Genomic DNA, 13,998 nt, shown 5'->3' with positions numbered 1-13,998 from the left:
AATTTATCATTATGGGCATCATCATAGAAATACTTATCACAATGGCTTTTTCCGCATTCTTTTCAGGTATGGAAATAGCCTTTGTTTCCTCAAATAAACTACGCTTTGAGATGGATCGTAACAGCCAGAGCCTTACCTCTCGAATCCTTTCCATCTTCTTTCATGACCCGAACAATTTCATTTCTACCATGCTGGTAGGAAACAATATAGCCCTTGTCATTTACGGTATATTGATGGCTCAGGTCATCGAACAAAATATCTTGGCAGGTCTCATCGAAAACGAGTTCCTTCTGGTACTGATTCAAACCATCATCTCGACATTAATCATCTTGGTAACCGGTGAATTTCTACCTAAAACACTATTCAAAATCAATCCCAACTTAACATTGAATATATTGGCTGTTCCTGCATTCATTTGTTACATAGTCCTCTATCCTATCAGCAAATTTGCATCAAGTTCATCCAACCTGATATTACGCATTTTCGGCATAAAAGTGAATAAAGAAGCAAGTGACAAAGCATTTACAAAAGTAGATTTGGACTATTTCATTCAAAGCAGCATCCAAGACACTGACAATGGAAAAGAAATTGACACCGAAATCAAAATATTCCAAAATGCACTTGACTTTTCCAATATAAAAATCCGTGACTGCATGGTTCCTCGTACCGAAATAGTATCCATCGAATACGGCACTTCACTCGAAGAATTAAAAGCACGTTTCATAGAAAGTGGAATCAGCAAAATTATTGTATACAAGGAAAATATAGACAATATTGTCGGTTACATCCATTCATCAGAAATGTTCCGCGAAGTAACAGATTGGGCTGAACATATCCGCCAGCTTCCCATTGTTCCCGAAACGATGGGCGCACATAAGCTGATGAAGCTATTCATGCAGCAAAAGAAATCATTGGCAGTGGTAGTCGATGAATTTGGCGGCACTTCGGGCATTGTGGCACTGGAAGATTTAGTAGAAGAAATTTTTGGCGAAATAGAAGACGAACATGATACCACATCTTACATAGCCAAAGAAATCGGCGACAATGAATACATCCTTTCAGGACGTCTGGAAATAGAGAAAGCGAATGAACTTTTCTCACTCGATTTGCCCGAAAGCGATGAATATCAAACTGTCGGCGGTCTCATCCTGCACCATTACCAAAGCTTTCCCAAAATGCATGAAGTGATAAAATTCGACAATTTCCAGTTCAAAATAATTAAAGTTACGGCTACTAAAATTGAGCTTGTGAAGCTGAAAGTGACCGAATAACAGATTTTTTTCACAATAAAATAGATTGTAAACCGCATTTTTTGTATCTTCGTGCGCTAAATCTATAAAGTATAGAAAAACAATAAACAAAATAGTATAATTTAGAAATGGCAACATTACAAACAATTAGAAGTAAAGGCCCTCTGTTGGTCGTTGTAATCGGTCTTGCTCTTTTCGCATTTATTGCGGGTGACGCATGGAAAGTACTCCAGCCACATCAGGGAAAACAAGACGTAGGTGAAATCAATGGAAAAACACTCACCGCACAAGAGTATCAGAAAATGGTTGATGAATACGCAGAAGTTATTAAGCTCACTCAAGGCTTGAACTCTCTTAACGATGACCAACTGACTCAAGTGAAAGACCAAGTTTGGCAATCTTACGTAAACAATCAATTAATTGCAGCAGAAGCCAAAAAATTAGGTCTGACTGTAAGCGATGCTGAAATCCAAGCAATTATCGAAGAAGGCACTCACCCGTTGTTAATGCAGACTCCATTCCGCAACCCGCAAACCGGTGCTTTCGACAAAGACATGCTGAAAAAGTTTTTGGTAGACTATGCCAACTTGGGCAAAAGCCAAATGCCTGCACAGTATGTAGAATACTATCAGAAAATGGGTGCTTTTTGGAACTTCATTGAAAAGACTCTGAGACAAACTGCTTTAGCTGAAAAATATCAGAACTTGCTGGCTAAATCATTAATTTCAAATCCTGTTTCTGCCGAAGACGCATTTGCTTCACGCACAAATCAGACTGATGTATTGCTGGCTGCTGTTCCTTATTCTTCTATCAACGATTCTACAATCACTGTTTCAAACGAAGAAATCAAAGCGCTTTACAATAAGAAAAAAGAAACTTTCGAACAACCGGTAGAAACTCGCAACATCAAATATATCGATGTTTTGGTTACTCCTTCTGACGAAGACCGTAAAGAAGTTTTAGACGAAGTTACAGAATATTCTACTCAGTTGGCTAATGTTGCTGATATGAGCACATTCGTTCGTTCTACCAACTCTGTAGTACCTTTCTCTGAAGTGGTTGTAAACAAGACAGTACTTCCCAACGACATCGTAGCCCGTTTGGACTCAGTGAAGCTCGGTGAAGTTTACGGTCCTTACTACAACCAAGCTGACGACTCATACAACGCTTTCAGAATCTTAGCAAAACAAACAGCTCCTGACTCAATCCAATTCCGTCAGATTCAGGTATATGCCGATACAGAAGCAAAGACTAAGACCTTGGCAGACAGTATTTTCACAGCTCTGAAAGGTGGTGCGGATTTTGCCGAGCTTGCTCAAAAATATGGTCAGACAGGTGAAGCAAGTTGGTTGACAGCACGCAATTATGAAGGTGCTGCTCTTGATGCTGAAAACGCTAAATTTATCAATACCTTGATTAACAGCGGTATTAAAGAACTGAACAATTTGCAAGTCGGTCAGGCTAACGTCATCCTTCAGGTAATGGACAAGAAAGCCATGAAAGATAAATATCAGGTAGCAATCATCAAACGTCCGGTAGAATTCAGCAAAGAAACTTACAATAAGGCATACAATGATTTCAGCCAGTTCGTAGCACAGAACACTACTATGGATAAGATTGTAGCCAATGCAGAAGACAACGGTTATCGTTTATTAGAACGTGCTGATTTCCGTAGCGGTGAACACTATGTAGGTGGTGTGAAAGGTACTCGCGACGCATTGAAATGGATCTTTGCTGCTAAAGAAGGTGAAGTATCTCCCTTGTATGAATGTGGTGAAAACGACCACTTGATGGTAGTTGCACTTGAAAAGATAAATCCTGCCGGCTACCGTAACATCAATTTGGTGGCAGATATGCTGAAAGCCGAAATTATCAAAGATAAGAAAGCTGAAAAGATTATGGCAGAATTGAACGGTGCAGACATTAATAAAGCCAAGAGTGCTGCAAATGCAGTGAGCGATACTGTAAAACACATCACTTTTGCAGCACCCGCTTATGTTTCTATTACTCGTGCCAGCGAACCTGTATTAGGTGCTTTTGCTAGTAAAACTGAGGTAAACAAGACTACTGCTCCCATCAAGGGTAATGCAGGTGTGTATGTAATGCAGATTATCAATAAAGACAAGAGTGCCGAAACATTCGATGCTAAAACAGAAGAAGGCAATTTGGAAAATATGGCAGCACGCTATTCAAACAGCTTCATCAGCGACTTATATAAGAAAGCAGAAGTAAAAGACGACCGCTACTTATATTTCTAAGTCTATCCTCGTCTAAATCATAAATGGAAAGGGAGGTGTGTCAAAACTCCCTTTTTATCGAAATCACCCTCGCCACAGGTCGTTGTGGCGAGGGTGATTTTTAGTTTATGAGAGCTTCGACATACCCTCCTTTTTTTGAGTTTACAAGAAACATAATCATCACACTATTATAATATAAAAGGGGATGTGTCAAATAATAGGTCACCGACCTTGACACATCCCCTTTTCCACTTAAGGCGGAATATATTAATTATTCTCAGGGCGAAGTTTACGAACTGTAACGGCAGTCTGCCACATTTCACTTTCGCGCAATGCTTTCAACTCTTCTTCCAACTTTTCGCGATAATCGGGTTTAGAGTTAGAGTCGATAGAAATCTGAGCTTCGTTACCGGTCTTCACGCTGTGATACAGTTTTTCAACCACAGGCTTGATAGCATCGTGGAACGGAGTCATCCAGTCCAATGCACCGCGCTGGGCAGTAGTAGAACAGTTAGCATACATCCAGTCCATACCATTCTTTGCAAACAGCGGCATCAATGACTGAGTCAGTTCTTCCACAGTTTCGTTGAATGCTTCAGAAGGAGTATGTCCGTTTTCACGCAACACTTCATACTGTGCCAGCAACAATCCCTGAATAGCACCCATCAATGAACCGCGTTCACCTGTCAAATCCGAAGTAGCTTCACGCTGGAAAGTAGTCTCAAACAAATAGCCGGAACCGATACCGATACCCAAAGCGATAGTACGTTCGTAAGCCTTACCGGTTACATCCTGATAGATGGCGTATGAAGAGTTCAAGCCGCGACCTTCGAGGAACATGGTACGCAATGAAGTACCCGAACCTTTGGGGGCAACCATGATTACGTCAACATCGGCAGGAGGAACCACACCTGTACGGTCGCTCCAAGTAATGGCAAAACCATGAGAGAAATAAAGAGCCTTACCCGGAGTAAGACAAGGTTTAATAGTGGGCCATACAGACATAACAGCTGCATCAGACAACAGACACATAATAATGCTTGCTTTCTGGCAGGCTTCTTCAATGCCGAACAGAGTTTCTCCCGGAACCCATCCGTCAGCAACCGCTTTTTCATATGTTTTTCCCGGACGCTGACCAACGATTACATTAAAACCATTGTCACGCAGGTTCAAAGACTGCCCCGGACCCTGTACACCATAACCGATTACAGCGATTGTTTCATCTTTCAATACTTCACGTGCTTTTTCCAAAGGAAATTCATCGCGGATAACTACAGTTTCTGTAACACCGCCAAAATTCAATTGTGCCATTTTTAAAACTAATTTTTACGGACAGCACTACGCCATCCTATTATTATTAAATTAAATCAATATCACTTTACTGCGAACGACTACTTCCGTACCGTTCTTTCTTACTTCTATGTCATACTCTCCCTCTCCCACTTCCTCACGATAGAAACTCAAAGTATCGCCATAATAACTTTCGGCCACGTATGCCATTTCAAAACGCTTTACCCGCTTTTCCTTGAATACTTCGATGGGAAACAAATCGAGGATGTGTTCGATATACTTAATACTGTTTACATGCCCGTTGATGTCGATATCACTGTATTTTGTCCGATACTCCACAAGAGGCGTCTTCTCGGTCACTTTGATGCGACCGGGCTTGGAGATAGGGCAATCTTTATCACACACATAGTCGGTGATGCTCCCTCCGTGAAGAGTCAGCAGATCGGCAGGTTTACGAGTTTCCATACTTATCATCGCCCACACCGAACGGGCATAGCCCACTGCATTCCCCTCGTGGTCAAGAATGGCAAAGTTACGGTCGGTAAAAAGGCGATAAACATTCTCCACCCACGTCTGAATACTGAAAGACTCATACTCGCAAGGCATCTCCTCCAACTCAATAGCCAAACGGGAAAGTACCCATGTATAATGGTTCTCATTCAATGTGGCAATACCGAATCCACGGTCGGCGGCATGAAATCCGGCACAATTCAACAGATGATTCCCCAATACACTCATTGTCAGTTTTCCGGTGAAATCGCAATGAAAAGGCTCTGCCACAAACTTGTACGTTCCAACTTTATTGTCACTCATTACAGCTCCTTTCTTTCCTTCTGTTGACGATATTTTTCCTCACGCTGTGTAAGATACTCATTGACACGCTCAAAGCAGCTGGTAGTGATAGCCACACGCCCCGAACGGACAAACTGCAATACGCAACCCAATGCCTGCAACTCCTCATACAGAGAAGTGATTTCCTCTGTCATTCCTGCCTTCTCGACAATAGCAAAGACAGGGTTCACTTCCACAATGCGTGCATTGTAACGGCGGATTACTTTCGATGCGATGGGATTGGACTGAAACTCAGGTATGGACACCTTATAGAGTGCTATCTCATGCAGAAAGATTTCGTCATCAGTGAAATAATGCGCCTGCAATACATCGATTTTCTTTTCTATCTGCTTCACCACCTTTTCAATAATATCCTTGGTAGTCCACACTGTAATAGTGTATTTATGTACTCCTTTGATAGAAGAAGCCGAAACATTGAGACTTTCTATATTAATCTGCCGGCGGGTAAACACAGCAGTAATCTGGTTCAGCAAACCGGCAATATTTTCCGAATGAACGATTAATGTATATAATGTCTTATCCATAAGCTTACTCTTTTAACATTCTAACAACATCTGGTTTACCGAACTTCCCGGAGGTGTCATCGGCAACACATTACCTTCCTCTATCACACAAGCTTCCAAAAGGAACGGACCTTCGGTGGTCAGCATTTCATGGATGGCATCCTGCAACTCTTCCCGCTTCATCACACGCCGGGAAGGAATCTCGTAGGCTTCGGCTATTTTCATGTAATCCGGATTCAACATCGGTGTAAACGAGTAGCGGCGGCCGAAGAACATCGCCTGCCACTGACGAACATTGCCCAGATAATTATTGTTCAGCAAAATAATCTTTACCGGAGCTTTCTGTTCCATAATGGTCCCCAGTTCCTGAAGATTCATCTGCAATCCTCCGTCACCCATAAACACGCACACAGTGCGGTCAGGATGACCGAAAGTGGCACCGATTGCAGCAGGCAGACCGAACCCCATGGTTCCCAATCCACCGGAAGTAACAATACTACGATTCTTGCTATACTTAAAGTAACGTGCCGCCATCATCTGGTTTTGTCCTACATCGGTCACCAAAATAGCTTCGTGATGCGAAGCCTCGCTCACAGCACGAACCACCTCGCCCATATTCAGCGCACCTTCACAAGGATGAATCTCCTTCCTGATTACCTGTTCATATTCCGTCTTTTCATATTCGGCAAAGCTGTCAATCCATTCGGTATGTTCATTTTCGCCGATAAGTTGCGTCAATATGGCAAGTGTCTGCTTGCAATTACCCAAGACAGGCACATCCACCTTTACATTCTTATCTATTTCCGATGAATCGATATCCAGATGAATGATCTTTGCTTGTCGGGCGTATGTATCAAGTTTGCCGGTCACACGGTCATCAAAACGCATTCCCACGGCTATCAACACATCACATTCATTGGTCTTGACATTCGGACCGAGATTACCGTGCATACCCAGCATACCTTTATTGAGCCTGTGGTCGGTAGGCAAGGCAGAAAGTCCCAGCAAAGTGCATCCGCAAGGCATATCGGCTTTCTCGACAAAGGCACGCAATTCATCTTGTGCATTACCAAGCTCCACTCCCTGACCGACCAAAACCAATGGTTTACGAGCACCGTTTATCAGTTCGGCAGCTTCCTGAAGACACTCTTTATCCGGGTTGGGCTCAGGATCATAACTACGGATAAAATCAAGCCTCATCGGTTCATAGTCCACCATTTCTACCTGAGCATTCTTGGCAAAGTCCAGCACAACAGGACCGGGACGTCCGCTTTTGGCAATATAAAAAGCGCGTGCCACTGCCCAAGCCACATCCTCTGCCCGACGAATCTGATAGCTCCATTTGGAGATAGGTTGAGTGATACCCACCAAATCAACCTCCTGAAACGCATCTGTTCCCAAGAACGAAGCCCCCACCTGTCCGGCAATCACCACAATAGGCGTACTGTCAATCATGGCATCAGCAATGCCGGTGATAGTATTCGTGGCACCGGGACCGCTGGTAACCAGACAGACTCCCACTTCACCCGACACGCGGGCAAAACCTTGTGCCGCATGAGCAGCTCCTTGTTCGTGACGAACCAATATATGATTTAATGTATCTCGATGATGATATAAAGCATCAAAAGTAGGCATGATGGAGCCTCCCGGATATCCGAAAAGAGTCTTTACTCCCTGATACTCCAAGGAACGCATCAAGGCCTCTGCTCCTGTTATTTGTTCTTTTGCCATATAATATCTATTCTTTTTTATTAGTCAATGATTCTCACACCGCCCTTGTCTGCCGAACTCACCATGGCGGCATAGGCTTTCAGACTCTTCGGTACATAGCGGTTGCGGGTCACCGGAGTCATGGGACGCGCCGCAAGCTCTTCATCACTCAGTTTCACATTGATACTGCGGTTCGGAATATCGATTTCGATAATATCGCCATCCACTATCTTTCCGATGTTGCCGCCTGCGGCAGCTTCAGGAGAAATATGTCCGATACTCAATCCTGATGTACCTCCGCTGAAACGTCCGTCAGTAATCAAAGCACACTCCTTTCCAAGATGTTTTGATTTGATATAAGAAGTAGGATAAAGCATTTCCTGCATACCGGGACCACCTTTCGGCCCTTCGTGGGTAATTACTACGACATCACCACTGACCACCTTTCCTCCCAAGATACCCTCGCAAGCAGCATCCTGTGAATCAAACACCTTGGCCGGACCCGAAAACTTCCAGATACTTTCGTCCACTCCGGCTGTTTTCACCACACAACCGTCCTGAGCGATATTTCCCTTCAGTACAGCCAACCCACCGTCCTTGCTGTAAGCGTGTTCCAAGTCACGGATACAACCATTGGCACGATCGGTGTCGAGTTCTTTGTAAGCAGCATTCTGAGAGCCCAAAGTAATATTGAACTTATTACCCGGTGCACTAGAGTAAATACGTTTAGCCTCAGCATCCGGTTCATCTACGGTCACACTGTATTTTCTGATAGCATCGGCCAGTGTCATACCATCCACACGGTTCACATCCGTTTTCAACAGACCGCCTTTGGCCAGTTCACCTAATATATTAAGGATACCTCCCGCACGATTTACATCCTGAATGTGGTATTTCTGTGTATTGGGAGCTACTTTGCAAAGACAAGGCACACGACGTGAAAGCATATCGATGTCATCCATTTTAAAGTCCACTCCGCCTTCGTGGGCAATAGCCAACAGGTGAAGAACCGTATTGGTAGACCCTCCCATAGCTATATCCAACGTCATGGCATTGAGGAAAGCATCACGCGTGGCAATGCTTCGCGGCAACACGCTGTCATCCCCTTCTTCATAATATTTATATGCATTCTTCACAATTAATGCGGCCGCATCTTTAAACAGCCGGGTACGGTTGGCATGAGTAGCCAGAATCGTTCCGTTTCCCGGCAGTCCCAATCCGATAGCCTCATTCAGACAATTCATAGAATTGGCGGTAAACATTCCCGAGCAACAGCCGCAACCGGGACAAGCATTATTCTCTATTTGAGCCACCTCTTCATCACTGACCGATGAATCTGCCGATTTAATCATCGCGTCAATCAAGTCGAGATGCCGGTTGTTCCATTCTCCTGCTTCCATCGGTCCTCCCGATACAAACACAGTGGGAATATTCAGCCGCATGGCCGCCATAAGCATACCCGGAGTAATTTTGTCACAGTTACTGATGCATACCATCGCATCCGCTTTATGGGCATTGACCATATATTCCACGCTGTCGGCAATGATATCCCGGCTCGGCAGTGAATAAAGCATCCCATCGTGCCCCATCGCGATACCGTCATCGATGGCAATGGTATTAAATTCGGCAGCAAAGCATCCCAACTTCTCAATTTCAGCCTTCACCTGCTGACCTATCTCGTGCAAGTGCGTATGTCCGGGGACAAATTGCGTAAACGAGTTTACTATTGCAATAATGGGTTTTCCCATCATTTCTTTCTTCATGCCATTTGCCACCCAAAGGGCCCTTGCCCCAGCCATTCGGCGACCTTGTGTGCTATAAGAGCTTCGTAACTGATTTTTCATTTTATTCTATTGTCTAAAACGTCCTAACTTTCTTTTACTAAAAAAGCCTTTCTCATTCATGTGAGAAAGGCCTTCAAATATATCTTTATATGTACAACTACACATACACAACCTTTCTCACTCTCCCGGTGTAATCACCACGAAGCGAATAATATGCAGGACTGCCAGGTTATTTAGAGTAGTAACGTTCATATATCTTTTTTCTTTGTTGCTTTGATGAGTGCAAAGGTAAAGCGTTTTTCGTAACAAACAAATAAAATGAAGATTTTTTTTCTTATAAATTATTATTCGTAACCAAACAGGCTTTTAAATAATCATTTTATCACAAAGCCGTGCGTTTTCTTATTAAGACCTCCTGAATTTTCAAAAGGAACATATACTGTATACAGGCTGCTTTCTATCAATCTCTTGTTTAATGCGATAAAAATCATAATTGCTCTTATGATTAACTTTACAGCCATAAGCTTCCAAAGCCATCATTGCATATCCAATTTTAGCTTCTGAATTATCACCATCATATTTCAATACCAACAAGAACATGATTATTATATATAAAAAGGCAAACCTGAAAATCACACAAGTTACACCGGCCATAGAAAAACATATACCAAAGTCTATTAATATAAATAGAATAACCCGTCGGGATATGAATTAATTTGTATCTTTGCACATCGGGAAAGCAATTCCCGCACATAATTCAGTACATTTATAATATAAAAAACATGGAAAATAAGTACATCACCGTAGCATACAAACTGTACGTTATGCAAGACGGTCAAAAAACATTAGTAGAAGAAGCAACCGCAGAGCACCCTTTCCAATTCATTTCGGGATTGGGAACCACGCTTGAACGTTTTGAAAGCGAAGTTGCCGCCCTGAACAAAGGCGATAAATTCGATTTCGTCATTCCAAGCGCAGAAGCTTACGGAGAATATATGCCCGAAGGTGTACGCACTGTATCCAAAGATATGTTCACCATCGATGGTGTCTTTGATGCAGAACGTATCTTCGAAGGAGCCGTTATTCCTTTGCAAGACAATGAAGGACATCATTTCTATGCCACTGTGGGCGAAGTGACTGCCGACACAGTGACTGTAGACCTGAATCATCCCCATGCAGGTAAAGACCTGACATTTGTGGGTGAAGTAACAGAATCACGTCCGGCCACAAATGAAGAAATTCAGGAAATGCTGAATGCAATGAGTGGTGAAGGTTGCGGATGTAGTTGCGGAGACTGCGGAAACGGTTGCGGCAGCCATGACGAAGGTTGTGAATGTGGACATTGTCATTAAGACAACTCGGAAAAGATTCTGCAAAAAACACTAAAGTGTTTTACAAAAAGACCTTGGAGTTTTTTTTAAAGACCTTGAACTTTAACAAAAACTCCAAGGTCTTTTTCGCAACGTACCGAAAGCAAACACCACTCTCGGTCAAACATGCGAAACCGCCCATCGGAACAAACAAATTAACCATCTGATTTTTAAATATATAGCTCTATTTTTAGGACCACTAGGACCAGGGCCCACCTTTATGAGTTTTTGAACCTGCATTTATAGAAATTGCAACGTATATTCACCTATCATTCAACAATTTACACCTTAAAAAAACGGACAAGGCTTTTGGGTAAGATTAGAAAAAGAATTAGAAGTAGGTATTCATAGTATAATAGTCCGTTAATTTTTGAATTAACATTTATGCTGCAATGGCTGCAAATCTAATCCCTTCTTCCCATAGCTTTCGATTTATTTCCTTGTCAGGCTCAATTCCTAAAATGGAAATAAATCGTCGCATAAGAAAAATGTTGTGGCACAACACTTTTACCGACATCATAGAAAAAAGTAGCACTTCAAGCATGAACTTCTCACGCCATTTGTTTATCTTTGCCATTTAATCAGACAGAGCAGCGTTAATTATCGCATATATTAGTCAAGTTCGTTTCTATTCATTATTATAGATGTAGGAAACCTTTAATATAATGAATCGGGAGGACTTGACCTACTTTTTATTTAAAATTTAACAGGCTGTTGTATATGCATAAAAAAATCTTCTTTGGGTTATTGATTTTATATATAGTTCTGCCATTGCAAGCTCAATATGTTGTGAAAGGTAAGATAGTTGATATAAATAAGGAGGAAGTGCCTTTTTCTACCATTCAGTTGTTGGGTACGGATTCTGTTTTGGTAAAGGGATGCATTTCTGATAGCTTGGGCATTTTTACATTTCCTAATGTACAATCCGGAAAATATATTGTAAGAATCAGCAACGTTGGCTATTCCACTTTGTATAAAGACATACAAGTGTCGGATTCTGACAATACTTTAGCTTCTTTTGTGTTGGACGGCGATGATGTCTTGCTGGATGAAGTTATTATAAGAGGAAATTCTTTAATACGTAAAAAAGATCATGTTGTGGTAATTCCGGATAAAATACAAAAGAAACATGCTTATTCCGGCTATGATTTGCTTTATAACTTAATGATTCCGGGACTTAATGTAAATGCCAACAAAGGAGTTGTTAAAACGGCAAGAGGAGAGGCAACTCTTTATATAAATGGTGTTAAGGCAGAATTGCGTGAAATACAAAACCTACGCCCGAAAGATATTGAGAAAGTAGAATATTATGATATCCCTTCGGGCATTTATATCGGGGATATAGCTTCCATTAATTATGTAACGAAGACATATCAACTGGGCGGGTATGTCTCATTGGACGGATGGCAGAATATTGGCTATCTTTCCGGTAATTACAATTTGGGAGCGAAACTGGATCGCAACAAATGGAGCTATACCTTTTTTGGTGGATATGGCATGAATAAATATAATGGCATTCAGGAAAACAAAACGGAAAAGATGAATATATCAGATTCCTATATCCATAGAACATTAGTCAATCAAAACGCTCTTTTGCGCGATAATCAGCAATATGCACAGTTTAAGGTAAATTATAAAGCGGAGAAGTATAATATCTATGCTCTTGCAGGACTGGTGGGCAAATCTACTCCTGAGAATAATCAAAGTAATCTGCTGCATTATGAAAACAATACGTATGAGGATGTCTTGTCTTTGAGTTCGACAACAGAAAAGAACCTGAAACCTTCTGTGTGTGTGGATGGCATATTCTATCCCACTTCCCGGCAGCGTATTCATATAAACATAACGGGAAATTATGCACACAATACGTATAGTAGAATTTATACGGAAAACAAACTGAAGTCTTTTACTCATGCCGATGAAGACTTATACTCTTTCAGGGCACTGGGAGTATATAATATGACATGGAAAAACAGTTCGTTAGGAGTCAGTTTTTTGCATGACCACCATATATCCTCATCTTTATATGAGGGTGACTACCGCTCATGGCAACATTTGTGGAGAGGGGAGTCTCTGCTTAATTTAAGCTATATGCAGCATCTGTTCGACAATAAGATAACTTTGATGATTAATCCCGGATTCTCTTTATTAAATTATAAATTACATACTCAGCCTAAATGTCAGGATTGGACATTCCGCACAAATTCTTGGATTCGGTATCAGTTGCATTCCAACCATCAGTTTTCCTTGGGATTTGCTATGGGAAATTTCCAGCCCGATATCAGTTATGTGAATACTGCCGATCAGACTATTGATTTTTTGCGTATTCAGCGTGGTAATCCGAATCTTGCCAACCCGACTATTCAGGAGTACTTTTTTACTTATGACGCAACGCTTAATCCTGTAAATCTGCAAATAAACTCTTGGCACACCCGAATTAAAAATAATGTATCTGTAGATTATTATTCAGAAGGAGAAAAGCTGATAAGCAGTTATTTGTCTAATACCACATACGATAAATGGAAACTAGAGTTGATAGCTTCGTGCCGTATATCCGACAAGCTGAGAATCAATTCAACCTTAAAGTACGAGAAATTTAAAGTTGCCGGTGGGCAAGGATTGTCAACTGATAATTTTATGGCATCTTTGCAGGCTAATTATTTTATAAAATCATTTACATTGAGCGCATGGAGCAAAAGACATTGGATAGCAGGAAGTTGGCAGTCATGAAATCTCCGGCTCTATATGGGGTCTCATTACGTTATAATAAAGCTAACTGGATGGCAGAAATGGGAACAGAGAATCCGTTTACTCATAAAAATAATTATCGTGAATACTCTTGTACAAATGCTTATCAGTATGAGCAATCAAGAACCAGTCGTATATACCAGCAAACCGCTTATGTGAAACTGGCTTATACTTTCGACTTCGGCAAGAAAACCTCTCGTGAGTTCAATAGTGTGGATAGAAGCATTAACAGCGCAATATTAAAAGCGGAATAA

Annotated in this window: 11 protein-coding genes; 5 read left to right on the top strand and 6 right to left on the bottom strand. The window is 41.7% G+C overall.

Annotated features, from left to right (window positions below; all coding sequences use genetic code 11):
* Nucleotides 1-11 precede the first annotated feature (11 nt).
* Nucleotides 12-1,271: a hemolysin family protein gene (locus HMPREF1534_RS16150; protein WP_005936761.1), complete on the top strand. Its 1,260-nt coding sequence runs from the start codon at nucleotides 12-14 to the stop codon at nucleotides 1,269-1,271.
* A gap of 107 nt (nucleotides 1,272-1,378) precedes the next feature.
* Nucleotides 1,379-3,508 carry a peptidylprolyl isomerase gene (locus HMPREF1534_RS16155; protein WP_005936759.1) on the top strand — a complete coding sequence of 710 codons (2,130 nt, stop codon included), beginning with the start codon at nucleotides 1,379-1,381 and terminating at the stop codon, nucleotides 3,506-3,508.
* A 246-nt stretch (nucleotides 3,509-3,754) separates the two neighbouring features.
* Here HMPREF1534_RS16155 and ilvC read toward each other — a convergent pair whose 3' ends face one another.
* Genes ilvC through ilvD form a run of 5 tightly spaced genes read right to left on the bottom strand, consistent with a single transcriptional unit; the run spans nucleotide 3,755 to nucleotide 9,686 of the window.
* Nucleotides 3,755-4,798 carry a ketol-acid reductoisomerase gene (gene ilvC / locus HMPREF1534_RS16160; protein WP_005936757.1) on the bottom strand — a complete coding sequence of 348 codons (1,044 nt, stop codon included), beginning with the start codon at nucleotides 4,796-4,798 and terminating at the stop codon, nucleotides 3,755-3,757.
* Between the two features lie 51 nt (nucleotides 4,799-4,849).
* Nucleotides 4,850-5,590 carry an acyl-[acyl-carrier-protein] thioesterase gene (locus tag HMPREF1534_RS16165; protein ID WP_005936755.1) on the bottom strand — a complete coding sequence of 247 codons (741 nt, stop codon included), beginning with the start codon at nucleotides 5,588-5,590 and terminating at the stop codon, nucleotides 4,850-4,852.
* The gene (ilvN, locus tag HMPREF1534_RS16170) at nucleotides 5,590-6,153 is read right to left on the bottom strand and encodes an acetolactate synthase small subunit (RefSeq protein WP_005936753.1); all 564 of its coding nucleotides are present in this window, start codon (nucleotides 6,151-6,153) and stop codon (nucleotides 5,590-5,592) included. Before ilvN ends, HMPREF1534_RS16165 begins: the two co-directional genes overlap by 1 nt.
* 12 nt (nucleotides 6,154-6,165) lie before the next feature.
* Nucleotides 6,166-7,863: a biosynthetic-type acetolactate synthase large subunit gene (gene ilvB / locus HMPREF1534_RS16175; protein ID WP_005936751.1), complete on the bottom strand. Its 1,698-nt coding sequence runs from the start codon at nucleotides 7,861-7,863 to the stop codon at nucleotides 6,166-6,168.
* Between the two features lie 20 nt (nucleotides 7,864-7,883).
* Nucleotides 7,884-9,686 (bottom strand): dihydroxy-acid dehydratase, encoded by a 1,803-nt coding sequence (gene ilvD, locus HMPREF1534_RS16180; protein WP_005936748.1) that lies wholly within the window; start codon nucleotides 9,684-9,686, stop codon nucleotides 7,884-7,886.
* 722 nt (nucleotides 9,687-10,408) lie between these two features.
* Between ilvD and HMPREF1534_RS16185 the strand changes: the two genes are divergently transcribed.
* A complete protein-coding gene (locus tag HMPREF1534_RS16185; RefSeq protein WP_005936742.1) occupies nucleotides 10,409-10,978 on the top strand; it encodes an FKBP-type peptidyl-prolyl cis-trans isomerase in 570 nt (189 codons plus the stop codon).
* Nucleotides 10,979-11,378: 400 nt separating this feature from the next.
* On the opposite strand, the gene HMPREF1534_RS0118795 is transcribed toward HMPREF1534_RS16185, so the two are convergent.
* Entirely contained in the window at nucleotides 11,379-11,573 is a 195-nt protein-coding gene (locus HMPREF1534_RS0118795; protein ID WP_018451891.1) for a hypothetical protein, read from the bottom strand.
* Nucleotides 11,574-11,716: 143 nt separating this feature from the next.
* Between HMPREF1534_RS0118795 and HMPREF1534_RS16190 the strand changes: the two genes are divergently transcribed.
* Both HMPREF1534_RS16190 and HMPREF1534_RS19475 read left to right on the top strand, forming a co-directional pair.
* Nucleotides 11,717-13,726: a TonB-dependent receptor gene (locus tag HMPREF1534_RS16190; RefSeq protein ID WP_005936738.1), complete on the top strand. Its 2,010-nt coding sequence runs from the start codon at nucleotides 11,717-11,719 to the stop codon at nucleotides 13,724-13,726.
* Nucleotides 13,684-13,998: a hypothetical protein gene (locus HMPREF1534_RS19475; RefSeq protein ID WP_128081308.1), complete on the top strand. Its 315-nt coding sequence runs from the start codon at nucleotides 13,684-13,686 to the stop codon at nucleotides 13,996-13,998. The genes HMPREF1534_RS16190 and HMPREF1534_RS19475 overlap by 43 nt, the downstream gene beginning before the upstream one ends.

It is taken from the genome of Phocaeicola massiliensis B84634 = Timone 84634 = DSM 17679 = JCM 13223, from assembly GCF_000382445.1.
GTDB lineage: Bacteria > Bacteroidota > Bacteroidia > Bacteroidales > Bacteroidaceae > Phocaeicola > Phocaeicola massiliensis.
The sequence above is the reverse complement of the archived record's forward strand: the minus strand, read 5'-3'. Positions and strand labels throughout refer to the sequence as shown.